General features: G+C 71.5%; 22 protein-coding genes. 6 read left to right on the top strand and 16 right to left on the bottom strand.

All coding sequences use genetic code 11. The annotated features are described in order from the left end of the window. Window positions 1-15: 15 nt before the first annotated feature. From G537_RS0131080 to G537_RS0131070, 3 genes are read left to right on the top strand one after another with little or no spacing between them, the layout of a single operon-like run. Entirely contained in the window at window positions 16-492 is a 477-nt protein-coding gene (locus G537_RS0131080) for a (2Fe-2S)-binding protein (RefSeq protein ID WP_026873364.1), read from the top strand. Between the two features lies 1 nt (window position 493). Beyond that, entirely contained in the window at window positions 494-2,638 is a 2,145-nt protein-coding gene (locus G537_RS0131075; protein ID WP_026873363.1) for a xanthine dehydrogenase family protein molybdopterin-binding subunit, read from the top strand. Further along, complete coding sequence (locus tag G537_RS0131070; protein ID WP_211230566.1) at window positions 2,635-3,300, top strand: hypothetical protein; 666 nt, start codon at window positions 2,635-2,637, stop codon at window positions 3,298-3,300. The genes G537_RS0131075 and G537_RS0131070 overlap by 4 nt, the downstream gene beginning before the upstream one ends. Window positions 3,301-3,338: 38 nt before the next feature. Here the strand turns inward: G537_RS0131070 and G537_RS0131065 are convergent, their stop codons facing one another. The 11 genes from G537_RS0131065 to G537_RS0131015 form a co-directional block, all read right to left on the bottom strand. Further along, window positions 3,339-4,268: a class I SAM-dependent methyltransferase gene (locus tag G537_RS0131065; RefSeq protein ID WP_155888856.1), complete on the bottom strand. Its 930-nt coding sequence runs from the start codon at window positions 4,266-4,268 to the stop codon at window positions 3,339-3,341. Beyond that, window positions 4,265-5,257, bottom strand: coding sequence for a GNAT family N-acetyltransferase (locus G537_RS0131060; protein ID WP_026873360.1), 993 nt, complete (start codon window positions 5,255-5,257; stop codon window positions 4,265-4,267). Before G537_RS0131060 ends, G537_RS0131065 begins: the two co-directional genes overlap by 4 nt. Then, on the bottom strand, window positions 5,254-6,312 hold the full coding sequence (locus tag G537_RS0131055) for a glycosyltransferase (RefSeq protein WP_026873359.1): 1,059 nt from the start codon (window positions 6,310-6,312) through the stop codon (window positions 5,254-5,256). Before G537_RS0131055 ends, G537_RS0131060 begins: the two co-directional genes overlap by 4 nt. Further along, on the bottom strand, window positions 6,303-7,133 hold the full coding sequence (locus G537_RS0131050; protein ID WP_026873358.1) for a PIG-L deacetylase family protein: 831 nt from the start codon (window positions 7,131-7,133) through the stop codon (window positions 6,303-6,305). The genes G537_RS0131055 and G537_RS0131050 overlap by 10 nt, the downstream gene beginning before the upstream one ends. 4 nt (window positions 7,134-7,137) lie before the next feature. Next, on the bottom strand, window positions 7,138-8,067 hold the full coding sequence (locus G537_RS0131045) for a glycosyl hydrolase (protein ID WP_026873357.1): 930 nt from the start codon (window positions 8,065-8,067) through the stop codon (window positions 7,138-7,140). Then, the gene (locus G537_RS0131040) at window positions 8,064-8,825 is read right to left on the bottom strand and encodes a TIGR04290 family methyltransferase (RefSeq protein WP_026873356.1); all 762 of its coding nucleotides are present in this window, start codon (window positions 8,823-8,825) and stop codon (window positions 8,064-8,066) included. Before G537_RS0131040 ends, G537_RS0131045 begins: the two co-directional genes overlap by 4 nt. Continuing rightward, window positions 8,806-9,636: a nucleotidyltransferase family protein gene (locus tag G537_RS40955; protein WP_051249349.1), complete on the bottom strand. Its 831-nt coding sequence runs from the start codon at window positions 9,634-9,636 to the stop codon at window positions 8,806-8,808. The genes G537_RS0131040 and G537_RS40955 overlap by 20 nt, the downstream gene beginning before the upstream one ends. A gap of 3 nt (window positions 9,637-9,639) precedes the next feature. Next, a complete protein-coding gene (locus G537_RS0131030) occupies window positions 9,640-10,737 on the bottom strand; it encodes a CgeB family protein (RefSeq protein ID WP_026873355.1) in 1,098 nt (365 codons plus the stop codon). Window positions 10,738-10,746: 9 nt separating this feature from the next. Then, a complete protein-coding gene (locus tag G537_RS0131025; RefSeq protein WP_026873354.1) occupies window positions 10,747-11,343 on the bottom strand; it encodes a histidine phosphatase family protein in 597 nt (198 codons plus the stop codon). Next, window positions 11,340-12,428: an inositol-3-phosphate synthase gene (locus G537_RS0131020; RefSeq protein ID WP_026873353.1), complete on the bottom strand. Its 1,089-nt coding sequence runs from the start codon at window positions 12,426-12,428 to the stop codon at window positions 11,340-11,342. Before G537_RS0131020 ends, G537_RS0131025 begins: the two co-directional genes overlap by 4 nt. Before the next feature lie 157 nt (window positions 12,429-12,585). Continuing rightward, a complete protein-coding gene (locus tag G537_RS0131015; RefSeq protein ID WP_064742244.1) occupies window positions 12,586-13,089 on the bottom strand; it encodes a sigma-70 family RNA polymerase sigma factor in 504 nt (167 codons plus the stop codon). Window positions 13,090-13,343: 254 nt separating this feature from the next. Between G537_RS0131015 and G537_RS44095 the strand changes: the two genes are divergently transcribed. Further along, the gene (locus G537_RS44095) at window positions 13,344-13,598 is read left to right on the top strand and encodes a hypothetical protein (RefSeq protein ID WP_211230565.1); all 255 of its coding nucleotides are present in this window, start codon (window positions 13,344-13,346) and stop codon (window positions 13,596-13,598) included. Between the two features lie 16 nt (window positions 13,599-13,614). Here the strand turns inward: G537_RS44095 and ligD are convergent, their stop codons facing one another. Together ligD and G537_RS0130995 are read right to left on the bottom strand one after the other, a co-directional pair. Then, entirely contained in the window at window positions 13,615-16,263 is a 2,649-nt protein-coding gene (gene ligD, locus G537_RS0131000; RefSeq protein WP_026873351.1) for a DNA ligase D, read from the bottom strand. Between the two features lie 69 nt (window positions 16,264-16,332). Continuing rightward, window positions 16,333-17,031 carry an MgtC/SapB family protein gene (locus G537_RS0130995; RefSeq protein WP_026873350.1) on the bottom strand — a complete coding sequence of 233 codons (699 nt, stop codon included), beginning with the start codon at window positions 17,029-17,031 and terminating at the stop codon, window positions 16,333-16,335. Window positions 17,032-17,175: 144 nt separating this feature from the next. Here G537_RS0130995 and ku (G537_RS0130990) point away from each other — a divergent pair, with 144 nt between their 5' ends. Beyond that, window positions 17,176-18,066 carry a non-homologous end joining protein Ku gene (ku, locus tag G537_RS0130990; RefSeq protein WP_026873349.1) on the top strand — a complete coding sequence of 297 codons (891 nt, stop codon included), beginning with the start codon at window positions 17,176-17,178 and terminating at the stop codon, window positions 18,064-18,066. On the opposite strand, the gene ku (G537_RS0130985) is transcribed toward ku (G537_RS0130990), so the two are convergent. The 3 genes from ku (G537_RS0130985) to G537_RS45510 form a co-directional block, all read right to left on the bottom strand. Continuing rightward, window positions 18,067-18,867, bottom strand: coding sequence for a non-homologous end joining protein Ku (ku, locus tag G537_RS0130985; RefSeq protein WP_026873348.1), 801 nt, complete (start codon window positions 18,865-18,867; stop codon window positions 18,067-18,069). A gap of 99 nt (window positions 18,868-18,966) precedes the next feature. Next, window positions 18,967-19,407, bottom strand: a complete 441-nt coding sequence (locus G537_RS0130980) for a Ros/MucR family transcriptional regulator (RefSeq protein WP_034853552.1) — start codon at window positions 19,405-19,407, stop codon at window positions 18,967-18,969. 260 nt (window positions 19,408-19,667) lie between these two features. Next, the gene (locus G537_RS45510; protein ID WP_026873346.1) at window positions 19,668-21,509 is read right to left on the bottom strand and encodes a calcium-binding protein; all 1,842 of its coding nucleotides are present in this window, start codon (window positions 21,507-21,509) and stop codon (window positions 19,668-19,670) included. Window positions 21,510-21,693: 184 nt separating this feature from the next. On the opposite strand from G537_RS45510, the gene G537_RS0130970 reads away from it, so the two are divergent. Next, window positions 21,694-22,758, top strand: a complete 1,065-nt coding sequence (locus tag G537_RS0130970; protein ID WP_026873345.1) for a dienelactone hydrolase family protein — start codon at window positions 21,694-21,696, stop codon at window positions 22,756-22,758. The last annotated feature ends 2 nt before the right edge of the window (window positions 22,759-22,760 follow it).

The following is a 22,760-nucleotide window of genomic DNA, read 5'->3' as shown; positions in this document are numbered from 1 at the left end:
CGGGGGAGCCCGCCGATGCCCTATACGCTCAACGTGAATGGCAAGACCCATCCGGTCGATGTGGATGACGACATCCCCTTGCTGTGGGTGCTGCGGGACGTCATCGGCCTGACCGGCACCAAATTCGGCTGCGGCATCGCCATGTGCGGCGCCTGCACGGTCCATCTCGACGGGCAGGCGGTCCGCTCCTGCGTCACCACCGTCGCGGACGCCGCCTCATCCGAGATCACCACCATCGAGGCGGTCGGCGAGACCGAGGCGGGCACCCGCATCCAGCGGGCGTGGCTCGCCGAGGAGGTCGTCCAGTGCGGCTACTGCCAGTCCGGCCAGATCATGTCGGCGACGGCGCTGCTCGCGATCAACCCGTCGCCGACCGACGAGGACATCGACGCCGTGATGGCCGGCAACATCTGCCGCTGCGGCACCTATCCGCGCATCCGCGCGGCGATCAAGCGGGCCGCCGGCCTGACGGTGACCGAGGAGGGCCGCTGAGATGGGCATCCTCGCCGCCGCCATGTCCGGCCGGATCTCGCGCCGGTCCTTCCTGATCTCCGCGACGCTGGCGGGCGGCAGCCTGGTCATCGGGCCGCGCTTCGCCGAAGCCGCCGAGACGTTCATCCCGGACCCGTTCATCCGGATTCCGCAGGCAGGCCCGATCGAGCTGGTGATCCCCTCCGCCGAGATGGGACAAGGCGTCTACACCGGCATCGCCACGCTCATCGCCGAGGAGCTGGAGGTGCCGCTCGACCATGTCCGGGTTACCGCGGCTCCCGCCGATCCCTCGCGCTATGCGCATCCTCTGCTCGGCGATCAGGTGACGGGTGGCTCCGTCACCATCCGCGGCTTCTGGGAGCCGATGCGCCGCGCCGGGGCTGCGGCCCGGATGATGCTGATCGCCGCCGCCGCGCGGGAGTGGGGCGTTCCCGCCTCGGCCTGCCGGGCCGAAGCCGGCGAGGTGGTCCATACCGAGAGCGGCCGCCGCATCGCCTATGGCGCGCTCGCCGGCAAGGCTGCGCGGGAGCCGGTGCCGGAGCAGATCGCCCTCAAGCCGGCGGCGGAGTTCAAGCTGATCGGCAAGCCGGCGCGGCGCCTCGACACCCCGGACAAGGTGATCGGCAAGGCCATGTTCGGCCTCGACGCCCATCCGCCCGGCGCCAGATTCGCGGCCCTCGCCATCTGCCCGACCTTCGGGGGAACGCTGAAGGCGGTGGACGACAGCGACGCGCTGCGTGTCAAAGGCGTGCGCCAGGTCGTCCGGCTGAGCGACGCGGTCGCTGTCGTGGCCGACCACACCGGGGCCGCCCGCAAGGGGCTCGCCGCGCTGCGCATCACCTGGGATCCGGGGGCGAATGGCGGCCTGACGACGGCCGAGCTCGAGCGCCGCATCGACGCCGCCATGGCGAGCGGCGCAGCGCTGGTGGCGCATGAGAGCGGCAATGTCGCCGAGGCCGGCGGTTCCCGCGGCATCGATGCCGTCTACCGCATGCCGATCCTCGCCCACACGGCCATGGAGCCGATGAACTGCACGGTCCATGTGCGCCCGGATGCCTGCGAGGTCTGGCTCGGCACCCAGGTGGCGGGCCGCGCCCGGCAGGCCGCGGCGCAGGTCACCGGCCTGCCGGTCGAGAAGGTGGTCGTCCACAACCATCTGCTCGGCGGCGGGTTCGGCCGGCGCCTCGACCATGACGGCATCGTCATGGCGACGCGGGTGGCGCAGCAGGTGGACGGACCGGTGCAGGTGGTCTGGAGCCGGGAGGAGGACATCCGCCACGATTCCTACCGCTATCTCAATCTGAGCCGGCTCGAGGTCAGGCTCGGCCGCGACGGGATGCCGGTCTCCTGGCGGCACCGCGTGGTCGGCCCCGCGATCATGGCGCGGTTCCTGCCGATCCTGTTCAAGGACGGCATCGACCTCGACATCACCGGTGGTGCCGAGAGCCCTTACGACATCCCGAACAAGCGGGTGGAGTTCGTCCGGCACGAGGGGCCCGAGGGCATGCTGACGGGCAACTGGCGCGGCGTCGGCCCCACCCGCAACGCCCCGGCCATCGAAGGCGGCATCGACGAGGCGGCGCATCTCGCCGGCCGCGACCCCGTGGAGTATCGCCGCCAGCTCCTGGGTGCGGCGCCGCGGCTGCGGGGCGTGCTGGACTTGGCGGCGGAGCGCTCCGGCTGGGGCACGCCGCTCGGGGCCGATCGCGGCCGCGGCATCGCCGTGCTGGCGGATTTCGGCAGCTTCGCCGCCCTCGTCGCGCAGGTGCATGTCGGCAAGGACGGCGCCCTGACACTCGAACGCATGGTCTGCGCCGTCGATTGCGGGCAGGCCGTCAACCCCGACATCCTGCGGCAGCAGGTCGAAAGCGGCATCGTCTACGGGCTGAGCGCCGCGCTCTACGGCCGCCTCACCATCGCCGACGGCGCCGTCGTCGAAGGCAATTTCGACGACTCGCCGGTCCTGCGCATCCATGAGTGTCCGCCGATCGAGGTCCACATCGTCCCGAGCGCCGAGCCGCCGGGCGGGGTGGGCGAGCTCGGCACGCCGGGGGTCGCGCCGGCCTTGATGAACGCGATCTTCGCCGCGACCGGCAAGCGGCTGCGGGAGCTGCCGATCGACACAAGCCAGCTGAGGAGGGCGTGAGGATGCCGCCGCGTTCACGCCGGATCGGGCTGGTGGTCCTGGCCTCGCTCGCCTCCGCGGCCATTACGCTCGGGATCGGGCCCGGCGTCGCAGATACGGCGCAGCAGGGCCAGGACGCAAGCCGGCAGCTGAAGGATGCCGCCGCGTTCCAGGCGATCACGGATGCCGGCGACCGGTCCCGCGCCCTCTTCACCGAGGCGGCGAAGGTCATTACCGATCCGCGCTGCATGAACTGCCACCCGGTCACGCGCCAGCCCACGCAGGGCGACGACATGCATCCGCACATCCCGTTCATGCACGCGGGCGTCAGCGGCATCGGCGTGGACGGCCTGGCCTGCCGCACCTGCCATCGGGCGGAGAACACGAGCGTTTCGGGCAGCCGCCTCCGCTCCATCCCCGGCAACGCGCACTGGTCGCTGGCGCCGCTGAGCATGGGCTGGCAGGGGCATTCGCTCGGCTATATCTGCCGGCAGATCAAGGATCCCGAGCGCAACGGCGGCCGCAGCCTGGCCCAGATCCGCCAGCACCTGGCCGAGGACCATCTCGTGGCCTGGGCGTGGCATCCGGGCGAAGGGCGGCGGCCTGCCCCCGGCACCCAGGCCGGGTTCGGCGCGCTCATCGCCGCCTGGATCGAGACGGGCGCCGAGTGCCCGCCGGAGTGAGACGGCGAGCCGCATGCCGGAGGCGGCGCGTATGAGCGTCACCGGTTCCTGACCAGGTGGAAGACCAGCCCGTCCCACAGGGTGAAGGGGCGGATTCCCGCCCGGCGCAGATGGAACCCTGTGGCCGCCGCCAGCCCAGCCAGCTCGCGGCGGTCCGCCGCCTCGTCGCCGCGATAGGAGTGGTTGAGGATCAGGAGATGGCCGCCGGGCCGCAGCACCCGCGCCGCCTCCTCGACATGGCGCCGCACCAGGGCCGACCCGGCGAGCACCAGATAGGGGAAGCTGTCCGCCGCCAGGATCGTGTCGACGGCTCCGTCGGCGATGCCGGCCAGGTCCCGCCCCGAGCTGCGGCGGATCTCCACATTCGCCAGCCCGGCGCAGCGTCGCTGCGCCTCCTCGACCATGCGGGCCGAGATGTCGAGGCCGACGACCCGTCGGACGCGCCCGGCGATCGCCGCGGCGAAGCGGCCGATGCCGCAGCCGAGGTCCAGCACCGTGTGGCCGGGCTGCAGCAGGCCCCATTCGGCCATCCGCCGCACCACCTCGGACGTCGCCAGATCCAGCCGGCCGGCATCGCCGAAGGAATGCAGGGCGACGCTGGCCTCGGGCGAGATCCCGGCGGCGCGGTCGAAGGCGCGGGCCCAGGCCTCGAGGGCCTGCGCCTCGCCTCCCGGTACCGCATCGTGCCGGACCTCGCGCAGCACCGCCTGGATCGTCTCCCAGGCCCGGGGATGCTCGGCATGCATCCGCCGCAACGCCTGCAGGCGTCGTCGGGCCGCGATCCCGCCCATGGCGAGCGCCGCCTCCACCGCTTCCAGAAGCCGCGCCAGCGCCGGGCCGCTCTCGGCCTGGATCAGCAGCCGGGTCAGCGCCGAGGCGACCGGCAGCTCCCCCGCCAGGCAGCCGCGCAGGGCCGGCCGCAGGGCGTCCGGGCAGCCCGCCGCCCGGATCGCGCCGTCGACCGTCACGCCGGGGCTCTCCGGAAGCTGCGGCGGCGGTTCCAACGGTCGGCCGCGCCCCAGGCGTATTTGTACGCCTCGCGGCCGCGCAGGAAGTGGAACTCGCGCCCGCCCTCGCGGATCGCGGCGGCGACGGCATGGCCGATCAGGATCGCCCCCGGGCTCTCATAGGCGCAGTCCGGATCGAAGCCGCCGAGATAGGCGTAGGTCCGGCCGCGGGCGGAGAGGCCGTGGAAGGCGCCGACCACCCGGCCGCCGATCCGCAGCCGATACAGCCGCGCCAGGCCCGACCGGATCAGGCCCGGCAGCGCCTCGTGATGGAAGCGCCGCACCGCCGCGTCCCGCAGCAGGCCGGGCTGGTCCTGATCGGCCCACCGGGCGCCGTGCAGGCGGAACAGGTCGTCGAGGAAGCCGTCCGCCGCCCCCGCGACCGGCTCGATCTCGGTGGCGCCGCGCTTTGCCGCCAGCGTCAGCGCCCGCCGCAGCTGCTTGCGGCGGCGGGTCGGGACGCAGCCCGACAGGTCGTCCGGCCCGGCCAGGTCGAGCGTCGGGCAGGCGCTGTGGCCTGTCTCGGTCTCGGAACAGTCGCATGGGCAGGGCAGCCGCAGCGCCGCGGCGCCGGGCGGCAGCTCCTCCAGCCCCCACGCCTCCCAGTCGATGTCCCGGGCCGCCGCCGCGATCGCCGCGGCCGCCGGCGCGGTATGGTCCGGGTCGATCAGCACGTCGAGATAGTCGGTGGTCCCGAGCCCGAGCAGCAGCAGGCGCCGGCCGAGCGCACCGTCTTCCAGATAGAGCGGCGCCAGGCCAACGAGCCGCCCGTCGCGCCGGACCGCGATCGCCCGCAGCCGGCCGGGCGCGAAGCAGCGCCACCAGGGCAGCAGCCAGGCCGGGGACTGGAACGGCGTCGCCGCCGGGCAGCGGGACCACAGCTCCCACCACTCCGGCTCCAGCGCGGCCAGGGCCGGCTCCTCCGCCAGCAGCTCGGCGGCGATGCTCATCCCGACACCCGCAGCGCCGGGTCCGCATGCGCCGCCAGCCGGCGGTAGACCGCGAGGTAGCGCCGCACCATCAGCGCCAGGGAGAAGCGGCGGGCGGCCTCGGCGCGGCATTCCGCCGGGTCGAGCCCCGCGGCGGCGCGGATCGCCTGCGCCATCTCTTCCGCGTCGCGGACCAGGAAGCCGGTGCGGCCGTGATCGACGATCTCGGGCAGGGCGCCGTTCGGGAAGGCGACGACCGGCGTGCCGCAGGACAGCGCCTCCATCGCCACGAGCGAGCTGGTCTCCGGGCACAGGCTGGGCACCAGGAGGCAGCGGGCCGCGGCCAGGAAGCGCCGCTTGCGCCGGAGGCCGAGCGGCCCGACGAAGCGGTGCCGCCCGTCCAGCCGCGGCACCACCTCCTGCTCGAAATAGCGCTCATGCGCCTCGTAGCGGAACAGCCGCCCGGCGACGATCAGCGGCACATCCGCCAGCCGGGTGGCGTCGAGGGCGAGATGGATGCCCTTCTCCGGACAGATCCGGCCGAGCATCAGGGCGAAGCCGCGCTTGGCGTGCGGCAGGGCGCCGTCGCCGACCGCGACGCCGTTCGGGATCGGCGGCAGCAGGCGGGCACCGGCGGGAGCATCGCGGCATTGCGCCTCCGACACCCCGTGCAGCCACAGATCGGGGCGCGAGGGCTGCAGCGCCTCCGGCCGATACCAGCCGAGCGGCAGGTGGAGGGTGACCAAAGTCGGCCCGTCCGCCGGCAGATAGGCGTCGAAATCGATGCCGTGCAGATGCACGAGATCGACCGGCCAGCGGGACCGGCATTCGGCGATGGCCCGGCGATGCGCCGCCCAGGCGCGCTGCCGCGCCGCGTCGTCGAGCGGCCCGGGTTCCGCCGGGATCGGGCACAGCGTGCCGGCGACCTCGGAGTCCTCGCACGCCACCACCAGCGACCGGTGCCCGGCTTCGACCAGGGCGCGGTCGAGCGCGGACAGCACCTGCTCCGCCCCGCCGACCGCGTCGGGACCGACCGGCGCCAGCGGATAGGCGACGTTGAGCACGGTCAGGGCCATGGCGGCGGGTCCAGCGCCAGCTCAGCAATGGCGGCGGCGACGAGGGCGGGCCACTCCGCCCCGGTCATCCCCCAGGGATAGGCGTCGTAGTGCAGCCGGCCGCCATTGGGCGGGCGTGAGAAGTCGTAGGCCGGCGCCCGCCGGAACCGTTCGATCCAGTCGGTGAAGGGCGCCAGGGTCCGGCGCTGGGTCTCGTGGCAGGCGATCATCCGGCGCTTCGTTTCCCAATCCGGCTCCTCGAGCTCGAGGACGATCTCCGGCGGCCCGCCCGGCGGAAAGCGCTGCAGCACCGGCCCGTCCGGGCCGAGATGATAGAAGGCCATCTCGGCGATCACCGGCGCCGGCTCTCCCTGCCGCTGCAACAGGCGCCGTGCGGCATGGACGGCGAAGCTGGTGGCGTCGTGGTCCGGGTGGCCGCCCTCATAGGGGTGAGTCAGCACCAGCCGTGTCCGATGCGCCGCGAACTGGCCGGCCAGGGCGCGCGCGATATGGGCGAGGCACCGGCAGGCCTGCTGGTCCGGGACATCGAGGCAGAGCAGCTTGGCGGCCGGGATTCCGGCCACCTCCATGGCCGCCGTCAGCTCCCGCTGCCGGGCGGCCGCGTAGTCCCGCCATGTCAGGAAGCCGTAGGTCCGCGCGTCCTCGAGCCCGCGCGGCGCGCCGTCGGTGACGTGCAGGACGGTGATGCCCGGCAGATGGCGCAGCTGCCCGCCGATACCGATCGTCTCGTCATCGGGATGGGCGACGACGACCGCCGCCTCGGCCGGGTCCATCGGGGTCCCCGCCAGGGACGACAGCAGCGTCGAGGCCGCGGCGCCCATCGCCTCAGCCCAGCGCCATCCGCGAGGCGCGGATCTCCTCCCGGCGCTCCGTGCCGTAGCGGCGGATCATGTCGGCGCAGAAGGCGGCGAACTCCTCCTTCTCCACCGGCGGGCTGGTGTGGTGGGGCATCAGGCCCCGATGCTCCGGCGTGAAGCAGAAGGTGACGGTGACGTCGAAATCGGCCAGCGCCTCCATCTGCCGGTCGAACCAGGCCAGCGCGTCGGGCCGGAAGCTGTCGGCCCAGGACAGGCCGGTGCGGAGAGTGGTGACGCCGAGCCGCTTCATCCAGGCCACGGCGTCGTCCAGCCGGTGGTCCTGGTAGTGGAACCACTGGCACAGGCCCAGCGCCGGGGTGTGCCGGGCGAAGCGCTCCAGCGCCGGCTTGGGCGTGCCGTCCTCGCGCAGCAGGCCCATGTAGAAATGGCGGTAGTAGGACGAGCCCTCCGCCTCCTTGTGCCGGGTCGTCGCCTCCCAGGTGCTGGGCAGGTCGTAGAGGCTGTACCAGTGGAGACGCGGCGACCGGCCGATGAGGAGCCCGGCGGTGCGGTCGAGGCCCCAGGCCTGCACCTCCTCCGCCCCGAAGCTGGAGACGCCGACCTCGCTGACCCAGACCGGCAGGTCGGTGACGGCGCGGATCTCGTCCAGCTTCGCCGGCCATTCCTGGATCTGCCACAGGTTCCAGTCGAGCGGGAAGCCGTGCACCGCGACCGCGTCGACATGGTCGAGCACGCCGCGGGCCTTCATGTTCTCCATGAACACCGGGTCGATCGGCGAGATGCCGCCCAGCACCCTGGTCACGGCCGGGTTCTCGGCGGCGATGGCATCGGCCGCGGCGATCGCCATGTCGGCGTACAGCGCCCAGTCCGGATCGAGCTCGCGGTCCCAATGCGACTTGTTGTTCGGCTCGTTCCAGATCATCGCCGCTTCGATCATGTGGTCCTCCCGCGGTTCGGATAGACGGCGCCCTCGCCCCCCGGCCGGCCGGCGGGGCGGCAGAGATAGACCTCCGGCTCCGGGTGCCCGACGATGGCGAAGCCGGCGCTGCGCAGCATCGCCTCGACGCAGGCGCGGTTCGGCACCCACCAGTTGGTCGGGTCGTCGGCGTAGCGGTGCTCGATGAAATGCAGCTTCGGGAAGTCCGGCCGGTCGAACAGCGCCGCGTTCCAGAACGGGTAGTTCGGCTCCAGCGCCGCCACCTCGTCGCTGCCGCGCTGCATCGACTGGAACACCATCAGGTCGCGGACCACGTGCTCGCGCACCAGATCGAGCGCCAAGAGCGGGTGGCGCAGGTGGTAGAGCACGCCCATGAACAGCACGATGTCGAAGCGCTCGCCCAGCGCCGCGACGTCGTAGACCGAGAGATGCCGGAACTCGATGTCGAGCCCGGCGATCTCGGCGGCGAAGCGCGCCTGGGCCAGGTAGCTGTCGTCGAAGTCGATGCCGAGCACGCGGTCGGCGCCGCGGCGCTTCATCTCCAGCGAGTAGAAGCCGCCGTTGCAGCCGATGTCGAGGACGGTGCGGCCAGCGAGATCCCGCGGGATGGCGTCGGCGAAGGCCTTCCACTTCACCGCCGGATAGTCGCCCAGGAAATGGTCGGGCGCGGTGGCGACGCCGTCGAGCTCGATGTTGTGGAACCAGGGGCCGAGCGCCTCGACCCGTCGCCGGATCTCCTCACCGGACAGGCGTCCCATGCCTTCCGCCTCCGTCACTGGTGGTTGCAAGGGGAGCGCCGAGGGAGCGGCCTGCCGGCCAGCCGACGGCGACGCGGGCACCGGTCTCCGCCGCTTCGCTGAGCAGCCCGATCGCCGACCGGTAGCCGTTCAGCGTCCCGACATCGACATAGGACAGGCCGGACCTGACGCCGACCGCCCGCCCGCCTTCGGCCAGCCAGGCGTTGACCAGCGTGCCGATGTATTCGTCCTGCCGGCCGCGCCGCAGCCACAGCGCATGCAGCTGCTGCAGCACCGCCCCCGGCATCTTGAAGGCGCCCCAGATCCAGCGGCTCCCGGCATCGGGCTGCTTCACCTGGATCTCGCGCACGGCGCCGTCCCCGTCGAGCACCACGGCGTCGAAGAATTCGGGGTGGTCGACCGGGAACAGCAGGAAGGACAGGCCGTCCTCCGGCAGGTCGGCGAAGCCGTCCTTCGGGAACCAGACCGTGTCCGGCAGGCCGACCAGCACCGCCTCCTCCGGGCGGATCAGCGGCAGCGCCCGGAAGATCGCGTCGCACAGCCCGGCGGGCTGCGGCTGCACCACATAGGCGGCGGCCGCGCCGCCGTAGTCGCTGCCGTAATATTCCAGGATGTCGGATTTCCCCGGGGCGATGACGAAGCAGATCTTGTCCACCCCGGCCTCGATCATGCGCTCGAGCAGATATTCGCTGACGGCGCAGGGCCGTTCCTCGCCGCCGTCGATGCGGCTGCCGACGGGCAGCAGCTCCTTGGAAAAGGCCAAGGGCTGGATCCGGCTGCCGCGTCCCGCGGCGGGCACGATGCCCCACATCGGTCAGGCCTCCATGACGATAGGTGCAGCTGCGGCCGGCCGGGCGGCGGCGAGCAGCGCCTCGAGCTCGGCGGCACGGCGGGCCGATGTGTGCTCGTCCAGCACCCGCTCGCGGGCGGCGGCGCCGATCCGGCGCAGCTCGGCGTCCGGCAGGGCCAGCGCGGCGAGGGCGTCGTCCGTGCCGCGGGCCAGCAGGATCTCGCGGCCGGGGGCGAAGAACTCCTCCAGCCCGGGCCACGCGTCGCTCAGCACCGGGGCGCCGCAGGCCGCAGCCTCGAACAGCCGCCCGGACGGGCACCAGCCCATCCGGGCCATGGCGGCGCGGGTGACGTTGAGGGTCAGCCGCGACGAGGCGTAGAAGGCCGGGTGGTCGCCCGGCGCCAGATGGCGCAGGAAGAAGATGTTGCCGGTCCAGGGGAAGCCGTCGGGATATTGCGCGCCGGCGATGACGAAGCGCAGATCGGGCCGCAGCCGCGCCGGCTCGACCAGCAGCGCCTCCAGCGCCGCCTGCCGGTCCGGGGCGTAGGTGCCGATATAGGAGAGGTCGCCGGCGAAATCGGATCGCGGCGCCGCCGGGCGGTGGACGTCCGGGTCGACATGGCCGTAGAGCGGCACCGCGATGCGGGCGCCGAGATGGCGGCGCAGCGCGTCCAGCGCGCCGCCGCCGGTGTAGCTGAGGACGAGGTCGAAATCGGCGAGGCCGCGCGGCCCGATGTAGGACAGGGCCTGCCCCTGCCCCAGCCGTTCCAGCGTCACCGGCGTGTCCATGTCGTAGAAGACGTGCAGCGGCCGCGGCGCCTCCAGCACCAGCTCGGTCGCCGCCACCCCATCCGGGCAGAAGGAGGTGACCATGGCGGCATCGGCCTCGGCCACGTGGCGGGCCGCGACGTCCCGCGCCTGCTCCCAGTCCGGATACAGAACCAGCTCGCCCCCCTCGAGGGACCAGAGGTCGCGGGCGCCGGCGTAATAGGGCACGTCGCGCTCGAAGAACACCACCTGCCAGCCGCGGCCCGACAACGCCCGGATCAGGCCGCGCCAGAGCGTGGCGTGGCCGTTGCCCCAGGAGGAGCTGACGGTGAGGCCGAACACGACCAGCTTCATCGCGCCCTCCTAGCCGACGGTCTCGTTCAGGCCGAGGATCTGGGCCCAGCCGCCATCCACCGCGAGGCGCGAGACCGAGGCGGGCGCGATATCCAGGCGCGGCCAGGCGTCGACGCCGAGGCCGAGATGGTGCAGCACCGCGGCCTTGATCACATCGGCATGGCTGACGAGGACGGCGGCGCGGCCGTCGAAGGACGGGACGAGGCGTTCCAGCAGGCCCAGCACGCGCCGCTGGACGTCCAGCATCGTCTCACCGCCCGGGGTGCGGGTCAGGCTGCGGGCGCTGTTCCAGCGCTGCCACAGCGGGTCCTGCTGCAGGGCCGTGAAATCCTGCCCGGACCAGCGGCCGAAATCGATCTCGTCCAGCTCCGGCGCCGTCTCCACCGTCAGGCCGGCGGCCGCGGCGATCGCGTTGGCGGTCTGCTGCGTCCGCTCGCGCGGGCTGGTGAAGACGGCGTCGAAATGCTCCAGCCGCAGCCGCTGCGCCAGGCGCTCGGCCTGCGCCCGGCCGGCCTCGCCCAGCGCGACGCCGGCCGTGCGGCCCGCGAGGAAACCGCCGACATCGTCGTGCGCGGCGTGGCGCACCAGCAGGAAGATGGCGGTCACGACGGCGCCTCCCCGGCGATGAAGCGCAGCGTCCTCTCCCGCGCCACCGCATCAGTGAACTGCTGCGGCGGCGACTTCATGAAGTAGCTGGAGGGGCCGATCAGCGCGCCGCCGATGCCGCGGTCGAGGCCGAGCCGGGCGCAGCGCACCGCATCGATCACGATGCCGGCCGAGTTCGGCGAATCCCAGACCTCCAGCTTCACCTCGGCGTTGAGCGGCACGCCGCCGAAGGTGGTGCCTTCGAGCCGGATGTAGGCCCATTTCCGGTCGCTGAGCCAGGGCACGTAGTCGCTGGGGCCGACATGGACGTTCTCGGCGGCCAGCGGGATGTCGAGCTGGCTCATCACCGACTGGGTCTTGGAGATCTTCTTCGATTCCAGCCGCTCGCGCTCGAGCATGTTCTCGAAATCGGTGTTGCCGCCGAAGTTCAGCTGATAGGTGCGGTCCAGCCGCACGCCGCGCTCGCGGAACAGGTTGGTCAGCATGCGGTGGACGATGGTGGCGCCGACCTGGCTCTTGATGTCGTCGCCGATGATCGGCAGCCCCCGGTCCTCGAAGCGCTGCCGCCATTCGGGACGGGAGGCGATGAAGACCGGCATGCAGTTGACGAAGGCGCAGCCGGCCTCCAGCGCCCGCTCGGCATACCATTCGGCGGCACGCTGCGACCCGACGGGCAGATAGGAGACCAGGACATCGGTCCCGCTGCGCCTCAGGACGCCCGTGACGTCGGCCACCGGTTCGGCGGATTCCTCGATCCGCTCCCGCAGATATTTGCCGAGCCCGTCCAGGGTGTTGCCGCGCTCCACCCGCACCCCGGTCGGCGCCACATCGGCGAAGCGGTGGGTGTTGTTCGGCGGCGCGGTGATCGCCTCGGCCACGTCGCGCCCGACCTTGCCGGCCGCGACGTCGAAGGCGGAGGCGACCTCGATGTCGCCGACATGGTAGCCGCCGAGCTCGATGTTCATCAGGCCGGGCGGGGGCTCGTTGTCGCTCGGGGTGTCGCGGTAATAGGTCAGTCCCTGGACGAGGGACGAGGCGCAGTTGCCGACGCCCACGATTCCCAGGCGAATGGGTTTCGAGCTCACGCTGTTCGACTCCCCTGCGTTGCGGCGCGGGTCGGATCGGGAGGTCAGGCCGGGGCAGCGGCCCGCCGAACGTATGTTCCTGCTGGGCCAACGGGCCTATGGGAACGCCGGTTCCGGCGGCCGATGCGCCGATCGCGAATTCCGCCCGGCGGAGCCGTCACCAGACGATGCCGGTCTCGTGGCGGAGATACTCCCGGGCGCGGCCGAGGCGGGAGCGGACGGTCCCGATCGGGATCCGGAGGGCGTGCGCCGCCTCCTCATAGGAATCGCCGTTGATCGCGACCGCCTCGACCAGCTCGCGATGATGGCGTTGCAGCCGGCCGATGGCGCTGCCCAGCCGGGCGAGGTCGAGGACGTCGTCCTGGCTCGGCGGCTGGGGGCCGTCGAACTCCTCGGCCGGCACCGCGATCATGCGCCCGCGGCGCTCGAACTGCGACAGGAACACCCGCTTCATCACGACGCAGAGCCAGCCGGCGATGTTGGTGCCCGGCTGCCACAGGTGGAACTTGTTGTAGGCGCGCAGCAGGGTGTCCTGCAGCAGGTCTTCGGCATCCGCGCGGTTGCGCGTGAGGGAACGCGCATAGCGCCTGAGCTCGCACAGCACCGGGGCGACGACGGCGGTGAACTCGGCACGATCCGTAGCACGACGTTGGTCCGGCATCTGGCTTCCCCTTTAAGGCTTGATGGCCGCCCGGCCCTCGCGACTGACGAAACGGGCCGAGACGACAATATTCTACGAGGAACACCAGAACTAACTTTGCTTTCGAAGCATGGTTCCATTATCAAATGATAGAATTACTCTGGATTAACAAATGTTTGTCCAATAAACAGATCCATCGCATCTACGAACAGACGGAACCGCCGGCGGCGCTCCGCCATTCAGAGGATGGTTTCGTGCTTCATGGATCGCGCATCATGACAGTCGTCCACCTGCATCATTCCGCCCATCGCGAGCCGCCGGACGCGGAACATGTCTCTTGCGACCAATGGGGACGCCCGATGTTCCGCTTCACGGTCGAATATCCGCATCTGACGACGCCTTCGGGCCGCGGGCGGATCTGGACGGCCGTGATCTGGGCCTATGACGAAGAGGACGCGGAAGCCCGCCTCGCGGCCATCCGCAATAGCGGCCGGCTGGCCGGCCAGGTGCTCGAAACCGGATCGTGGTGACCGGCCGGCGGCCCGTTCAGGCCGCGGCCTTCCGCCGCTCCAGGCGCCGGATCGCGTCGGCGAGCGGCCGGGCGGCGGCGTCATAGCCGTCCCAGGCGGCGCCTTTCGCCAAGAGGTCCGGCGCGGTGCGCAGGGTGTAGCGCTTCGGATCGAGCCCTTTCCGCACCTGGTCCCAGGTCAGCGGCATCGACACCGTCGCGCCCGGCCGCGCCCGCGGCGACAGCGGCGCCACCGCGGTCGACATCCGGTCGTTGCGCAGATAGTCGAGGAAGATGCGGCCCTCGCGCTTAGCCTTGGCCATGTTGACGACATAGCGGTCCGGCGCGTCGCCGGCCATGCGCTGGCAGATCTCCTTGGCGAAGGCCTTCGCTTCCGGCCAGTCCGGTCCGCCGGCGCGGGGCGCGGCCAGCGGCGTCACCACATGCAGCCCCTTGCCGCCGGTGGTCTTGCAGAAGGGGACGAGGCCGACCGCCTGCAGCCGCTCCTGCATCTCACGCGCCGCCTCGATCACCGCGGCGAAGTCGACGCCCGGCCCGGGATCGAGATCGAACACCAGCCGCCCCGGGCGGTCGGGGACGCCCGGCTGGCAGTTCCAGGGATGCAGCTCCGGCGCGCCCAGTTGCGCCACCGCCGCCAGCGCCTCGATCCGGTCGATCTGGATGTAGGGCTTCCGATCCCCCGACACCCGCGCGAGGGAGATCAGGCTCGACGTGCCCGGCATGGCGTGGCGCTGGAAGAAGACCTCGCCGCCGATCCCGTCCGGCGCGCGCAGGATCGAGCAGGGGCGGCCCCGGATATGCGGCATGATCCAGGGCCCGACCGTCTCGAGATACAGCGCCAGGTCGTGCTTGGTGACCGGCTCGCCGTCGCCGGCGTCGGGCCACAACGCCTTGTCGGCCTTGGACAGGGCCACGCCCATCACCGTCGCCTTGGCCGCGCCGCGGCGCCGTGCCGGCTTCGCGGCCTTCGCCGCCGGCTGCGTCAGCTCGGTCTCGGCGGCCGGCGCCGGGGTCTCGGCCTCGACCTCCTCGGCCGGCTTGTCTTCGCGCAGCCCCTTGAATGAGGCCTGCCGCACCATGCCGGAGCCGGTCCAGCCGGCGAACTCGATCTCGGCCACCAGCTCCGGCCGGGCCCAATGGACGTTGCGCTCCTTGCGCGGCGCGCCGGGGCCGGTGAAGGGCGACCTGTCGGTCTCGACCGCCTTCAGCCGCGGCACCAGCCGCTCCACCTTGGCGGCGCCGTAGCCGGTGCCGACCCGGCCGATATAGACGAGGTGGTCGCCGCGGTGGACGCCGACCAGCAAGGACCGGAAGCGGTTTCCGGTCGTCGACCAGCCGCCGATCACGACCTCTTCGCCACCGCGGCACTTGGCCTTGGTCCAGCGATCGGTACGGCCCGACTGATAGGCGGCGTCGAGGCGCTTGGAGATGATGCCTTCGAGATGCAGCCGGCAGGCGGACCGCAGCACGGCGTCACCCGGCTCCTCGAAATGATCGACATAGCGGATGGCCGATGTGGCGTCGCAGCCCTGCTCCTCCAGCAGCTCGCGCAGCCTTGCCTTGCGCTGCGACAGCGGCTCCGGCCGCCAGTCGCGGTCGCCCTCGTACAGCAGGTCGAAGGCGAAGAAGATCAGGTCCCGGCTGCGCCCTTCCGACAGCGCCACCTGCAGGGCGGGGAAATTCGGATGGCCGTTCTCGTCCAGCGCCACCGCCTCGCCGTCGATGATGCAATCCGGCCAGTCCCTCGCCGCGTCGGCAGTGGCCTGGAAGCGGGCGGTCCAGTCCAGCCCCTTGCGCGTCTTCAGCGTGGCGACGCCGCCTTCGATCCGCAGCTGCAGGCGGTAGCCGTCGAACTTGATCTCATGGCCCCAGCCCGGGCCGGCGGGCGGGCGGTCGACGGACAGGCAGAGCTCCGGCGGGATGAAATCCGGCATCGCCGAGGCCGCCGCCCGGGCCTTCCGGCGGCGCGGCGCGAGCGCCTTGGCCGCCGCCTTCCCCGGCTCGGCCGTCGAATCCCAGACCGCATCCGACCGCGCCGGCGTCCGGCCGCCCAGCATGAAGGGCTTCGGCCCCCGGCCCCGCCCGGCGGCGATCTCGGCCATGGCGCGGCCGGAAGCGACGGAGCGGTCTTCGGCCAGCACCGCGTCGCCGTCCTCGTCCACCGCATGCTCGTCGCGATGCTTGATCAGCAGCCAGTTGGTGCGCTTGCCGCCGGTGCGGTCCCGCTTCAGCCGCACCAGCACCCAGCCGCCGTGCAGGCGGTCGCCATCCAGGGTGAACTTCAGCTCGCCTTTGGCCAGGGCCCTGTCCGGCGGCATCCGGCCCTCCGGCTTCCAGAAGCCCCGATCCCAGAGCTGGACCGTGCCGCCGCCGTACTGCCCCTTCGGAATCGTGCCCTCGAAATCGCCATAGGCCAGCGGATGGTCCTCGACCTCCACCGCCAGGCGCTTGTCGTGCGGGTCGAGCGACGGCCCCTTGGTCACCGCCCAGGACTTGAACACGCCGTCGAGCTCGAGCCGCAGGTCGTAATGCAGCCGGGTGGCGGCATGCTTCTGGATGACGAAGCGCAGCCGGTCCGACGGTGCCACGCCGCCGGCGCCGCTGGGCTCGGCGGTCCGGGTGAAGTCGCGCTTGCGCCGATAGGTCGTCAGGCTGTCCTTCGCCATCACCTTCGCCTGAAAGCCTCGCTGCCTGTGGGAACGATGCGCGCGAAGCGGCGGTTCCGGAAGCCCCGGCTACTGGGCGGACCAGTGGCCCTCCCGCACGCCGGGGGCGGCGAACAGCCCCTCGACCGCAGGCGGTATCCTGCTGTCCTGCGGATAGCCCATCCATCGCAGCTCGAAGCCCATGGTCCTGCGCCGCGTGTCCGGCTGATGCGTGATCGAGCTGGCGGCGATGCGGAAGCCCGCCTCCCGCAGCGCCGCTTCGGCCCCGCCGGGATCGAAGCGGTCGAGATCCACGGTCAGCGTCAGGCTGGCCTTGCGCTCCTGCTTGACCCGGTTCTCGAGCCACTTCAGCCCCCACAGCACGAAGAGGCCGATGGCGAAGGCGATGCCGCCCAGGATCAGCTCGCCGGCGCCGAAGCACAGCCCCATCACCGTGACGAACCACAGCGTCGCCGCCGTGGTCACCCCCATCACCAGATCGCCGCGATGCAGGATCGCGCCGCCGCCGATGAAGCCGATGCCGGACAGGATGCCGAGCGGCAGCCGCATCACGTCCATCCGGATGAAGGAATCGTCGGTCTTGCCGGTGGTGGGGAGGAGCAGGTTCGCCAGCACCATCGAGAAGGCGGCGGCGAGGCAGACCAGCAGGTGGGTGCGCAGCCCCGCCGGGCGGCCATGGCTGCTGCGGTTCCAGCCGATGATCGCGCCGGCGACGGTGGCGAGCGCCAGCCGCAGCAGGAGGTCGGTCCAGGTCGGGAACAGCGGCATTGTCGAAGCCCTCGCGGACGGCGAAGCGGTGCGCGGCGCCGCATGGGATTCAACATCGGGGCCCGGCCGGCGTTCCGTCGCCGGAACCGGTCGCCGGCCCAGGCCGTTTCGTTGCACGGGGGGCGACCGACCGGCGAGGACGAGATGGCGCCGCGCGCGAACTGGAAAGGCACGCTGAAGCTGGGCTTCCTGACCTGCCCGGTGGCGCTGTACACCGCCGTCGGCGGCGGCGACGAGATCCATTTCAACATGGTGAACCGCCGCACCGGCCACCGGCTGCGGCGTCTGTTCGTCGATTCCGAGACGGGCGAGCCGGTCGAGCGCGACCAGCAGGTGAAGGGCTACGAGGTCGACGCCGAGCGCTACATCGTGCTGACCGAGGAGGAGATCGAGGCCGCGATCCCGGACAGCACCAAGACGATCGAGATCGAGGCCTTCGTCCCGCGCGACCAGGTGGACCGCGTCGCCATCGACCGGCCCTACTACCTGGCCCCCACCGATGCGGTGGGGGCGGAGGCCTTTTCGGTGATCCGCACGGCTTGCGAGAAGGCCGGGGTGGTGGGCATCGGCCGGACCGTGCTGTTCCGGCGCGACCGGGTGCTGATGCTGTGCCCGGAGGGGCCGGGCTTCCTGGCCAACCTGCTGCACTTCGAATACGAGATGCGCGACGAGGCCCAGGCCTTCGATGACATCCCAGAGTTCAAGATCACCGGCGAGATGCTGGATCTGGCCAAGCACATCATCGGCCAGAAGATGGGCGCCTTCGACCCGGCCCGCTTCGAGGACCGCTACGAGACCGCGCTGATGGAGCTGATCCGGGCCAAGCAGCGCGGTGAGACGATCAAGCCGGCCGCCGCGCCGAAGCGCGGCAAGGTCGTCGATCTGCTGGCGGCGCTGCGGGAAAGCGCTGGCGTCATCCCGGCGAAGTCCGGCCGCAAGTCTGCGGCGACGTCCGCCAGCAAGTCCTCGGCCAGGAGCAAGACGAAGCGCAAGGCCGCGCCGGCAGCGCGCGCCCCACGGCGCAAGGCCGGCTGATCATCGCTTCTTCTTCTTGTCCGCTTCCAGGCTCTTGCGCAGGGCGGCCATCAGGTCGATGACCTTGCCGGTCTCCTCCTCGGCCTTCGGCTTCGGGGCAGCGACCTTCTGCCCCTTCTTCTTGCGGGCGATGATCTTCTGCAGTGAAGCCTGGACCCGGTCGCCGAGCAGATCCTCGCTCCACTCCTTCTTGCGATCCTTGATCACCGACAGGGCCAGCTTCATCGCGTCCTTCGGCGGCTCCACCGGCTTGATGCCGCCGAAGACGTCCTTTTCGTCCCGCACCTCGTCGGCCTGGCGCAGGGTCCAGACGATCATGCCCTTGCCGCGCGGCTCGATCATGATCGGGCGCTCGCGACGGTAGAGCACCAGCTTGGACAGCCCGACCGTCTTGGTCGCGGCCATCGCCTCGCGGATGACGCTGAACGCCTCCTCGCCGACCGGCTCGCTCGGCGCCAGGTAGTGCGGCCGCTCGCGCCAGACCAGGCCGACCGAGGCGCGCGGCACGAAGCTCTCGATATCGATCGTCCGGGTCGTCTCCAACGCGACGGCGGAGAACTCCTCGTCGGTCAGGATGACGTAGTCGTCCTCGCCGACCGGATAGCCGCGCACCTGGTCGTCGTCGGCCACCGGCTTGCCGGAGACCGAGTCGACATACTGGCTGACCACACGGTTGCCGGTCGCCTCGTTCAAGGTGTGGAAGCGCACCCGCTCCGCCTGGGTGACGGCCGGCGTCATCTCCACCGGGCAGGTCACCAGGCTGAGCTTGAGATAGCCGGACCAGAAGCTGCGCGCCGCCATCGGCCGTCTCCGCGACGGTTTCTCCTGCCGAAGAAAGCGGCGCGGCCGAGCGGCAGTTCCCTGCCGGCCCGGCCCAACCCCGCTGGCGGCATGCGGCGCCTACTTCGCCGCCTTCCGGCCGCGCGACGACTTCGCCGGCTGCGGCGCCGGCGCGGGCGCCTCCGCCGTACGGCGGGTGCCGAGGCCGATGCTCTTCGCCAGCGTGCTGCGCTGCTTGGCGTAGTTCGGGGCGACCATCGGATAATCGGCCGGCAGACCCCAGCGCTCCCGGTATTCGTCGGGGGTCATGTTGTAGGCCGCCTGCAGATGCCGCTTCAGCATCTTCAGCTTCTTGCCGTCCTCGAGACACACGATGTAGTCGGGCGTCACCGACTTGCGGATCGGCACCGCCGGCTCCGGCCGGGTCGGCGCCGGGGTCGACGGCTTGCCCAGGCCGGTCAGCGCGCCGTAGACCTGCTCGATCAGCGCCGGCAGGTCGCTGGGGGCGACGCTGTTGTGCGAGACGTGCGCGGCCACGATATGAACGGTGTGCTTGCGCATCTCATCTGTCGAAATCGGCTTCAAATCATCGGCGACGTCTGCACCCATCAAAACTCTCCCTGTGAATGGATCGGAAATAGATATCGCATTCCAGCCACAGGTCCAGACTTATTTGAACAAGTCGAGACCTTTTCGACCGAAGACTTCGGTCGAGCGGGCAGGGTCCGGCCGACAGGGACGCAGGATCGAATGCGGAACGCCGTCCTACCTGAAGACGCGACGCCGGGCGGCGACAGGCCGCATCCGGCGTTCCGCTGGCTTCACAGCACGAAATCTCCGACCACGGGGGTGATGGCGCCGGTGAGCTGGATGTGGAAGTCGGAAGCGCCGTCGCCGTCGATATCGCCGGCAATGGTGGTGACGCCGCCGTTCACGGCGTAGCGGAGCTGGCCGGCGACGCCGGTGTAGGAGCCGCTGCCGATAAAGCTGAAGGCCTGGTCGCCGGCCGCGCCGGTGTTGGCGTCGATCGCCGACAGGTCGATGCGGTCGCCCTGGGCATGGCTGAAATCGGTGATCCGATCGGCATTGGTCCCGACCGGGCTCTGGGCCGCGCTGCCATAGACGAAGCGATCGGCCCCGGCGCCGCCGGTGAGCGTGTCCTTGCCGCCGGCCCCGGTGAGCACGTCGTTGCCGTTCCAGCCCTGCAGCCCGTTGGCCCGGTCGTCGCCGACGAGGCTGTCATGGCCCTGGCTGCCGGAGAGGCTCTCGATGCGGGTCAGGGTGTCGCCTTCGGCGTCGCCGCCGCTGCCGACGATGCCGGCGGCGAGGCTGACCGAGACCCCGACCGAGCTGCTGTAGTAGCTGGCGGTGTCGATGTCGGGGCCGGTGTCGTAGCCGCCGCCGTCGAGCATATCGGCCCCGGCGCCGCCGCGGAGCACGTCACGGCCGAAGCCGCCATCGAGGACGTCGAAGCCGGCCCCGGCCGTGACGGTGTCGTCGCCCGAACCGCCATGATACTCCAGCTGCTCGACATTGATCGCCGTGAGGCCGTCGCTGCTGCTGGCGGACGTGCCGGTGAAGGCCAGGGTGATCCCGACGGTCTCTTGCCTGTCGTCGACCAGGAGCCTGTCGTTGCCCGCCCCGCCATCGACCCTGTCCACCGCCGGGGCGGAAGTGGCGAGGACGATATTGTTCCCACCGACGAACGTCCTGTCTCCGGGAGAGAGGACGTCGTTGCCGGCGCCCCCCGTCAGAATGTCGCTGCCGGCGCCGCCCATCAGGTCGTCATCCCCGGCCCCGCCGGTGATGGTGTCGGCGCCGGCGCCGCCGTAATAGGCCAGCCGTTCGACATTGATCGCCGAGATGCCGAGGCTGCCGATCTCCAGGCTGGTGCCGGCAAGCGCCGCGGTCACAGCCTCGGTCCGGCCGCGGTTGTCGATGTGGAGCGTGTCGATCCCCGTCCCGCCATCGACGCTGTCGAGAGAGCCGGCCTGGACGACATCGTTGCCGTCACCGCCAAACAGCGCATCCCCGACACCATCCTCGGTGGACAGGAAGAAGGGCTCCGTGACGCCCTGGGCGCCGCCGAAGAGCTGATCGTCGCCAGCCCCGCCTTCCAGCCGGTCGGCGCCGGCCCCGCCGTATTGCGTGTCGTTGCCGGTGCCGCCCCGGAGCTGGTCGGCTCCGTCACCGCCGGTGAGCCAATCGCCGCCCGCGCCACCCTCGAGCCGATCGTCGCCGTCGGCGCCGTCGAGCTGGTCGTTGCCGTCGAGCCCGTCGAGGATGTCGTCGCCGCCCCAGCCGGCGAGATAGTTCAGGCCGGTCGAGCCGGTCAGCCTGTCGCCGAGGGCCGAGCCCACCAGGTTCTCGACATCGCCGGCGATCAGGTCGCCTTCGGCGTCGCCGCCGGATCCCGCGCCGCCGATCGTCACGGTCACGCCGGCCGCGCTGCCCCAGTAGCTGACCGTGTCGAAGCCGCTGCCGCCGACCAGCAGGTCGGCCCCCATCCCGCCCCAGAGCAGGTCGCTGCCGTCGTCGCCGTAGAGCACGTCGCCGCCGCCCAGGCCGTAGAGCCGGTCGTTGCCGCCGAGGCCGCGAATGACGTCGTCGCGGTCGGTACCGAGGCTGACGTCGTCGTCGGGAGTGCCGGAAAGGGTTGTCATGGTCGATCTCCCAGCTGAGTGGCCTCCGAGGATCGATTCTCCAGCGAAAGGCGGCCTTTTCAAGGATCGGCGGCAGGCCCGTCCGGGAGCGGCTGCGACGCCATGGCCCGCGCGGCCGGGCTGGCCGCCGCCCCAAACCCGGTTAAAATCGCCTCGGCTCGCTCGCGACGACAGGACCCGATCGATGGCGCAACACGGTCGATTTCCAGCGCTCCGGCGCACCGCCGGCCTCGCCGCCGTCTTCTGGCTCGGCCTGCTGCCCGCGGCCGGGGCGGAACCCGCCTTCACCGACCCATGGCCCGCGGTCGGCGACGCCGCCGGGCGGATCGTGGCGGTGCAGAGCCGCAGCCCCTTCGCCCCGACCGACATCGGCCCCGACGCCCCGGCGACCCAGGCGCGCGTCACCTACTACCCGCCCGCCGGCGCCGACGCGGCGCACAAGGCGCCGGCCGTGGTGCTGCTGCACGGCGCCGCCGGCATCGACGAGCATCGCGAGCCGACCTATGCCCGGCAGCTGGCGGCGATGGGCATCGGCGCGGCGGTGGTCGACGTGTTCGGGGCGCGGCGCGACCTGGCCACCAGCTTTACCGACCGGGTGATCCAGATCACCGAGACCATGGCGCTGGCCGACGCCTACGCCACCCTGGCCTGGCTGAAGGCGCGGCCGGAGATCGACGGCGACCGCGTCGCGGTCTGGGGCTTCTCCTACGGCGCCATGGCCAGCGTCGTCGCCGCCAATGCCGCGATCGCCGACCGGTTCGCGGCGCTGTACCGGCTGGGCGACACCCGCTTCGCCGCCCATGTCGCCTTCTACGGCCCCTGCATCATCGATTTCGAGGAGCCGCGCACCACCGGCGCGCCGGTGCTGATGGCCTGGGGCGACCGCGACGCCATCATGGATGCGGAGCGGTGCCAGGCCACCGCGGCGGCGCTGCGCCAGGGCGGATCGCGGGTCCAGACCATCGTCTATCCCGGCGCGGTCCACCAATGGGACGGCAGCCGGCCCGGTCCGCGGCCGATCGGCCGGCTGCTGAACGACTGCGACTTCCAGGTCGAGCGTGACCTGACGGTGCGCGACGGCAATCTCGGCATCGCCATGTCCGGGTCCTTCACCCGCAAGCTGATCCTGGCCAACTGCGTCGGCAGCGAGGGCTATCTGATCGGCCGCGACGATGCGGTGCGGGCACGGTCGGACCGCGACGTGGCCGCCTTCCTGTCGGCCGCCTTCGGGCTGACAGAACCCAGCTGAAC

The organism is Inquilinus limosus DSM 16000, from assembly GCF_000423185.1.
Classification (GTDB): Bacteria; Pseudomonadota; Alphaproteobacteria; order DSM-16000; family Inquilinaceae; genus Inquilinus; species Inquilinus limosus.
Note: the sequence above shows the minus strand (reverse complement) of the source record. Positions and strands in the feature narration are given on the sequence as shown.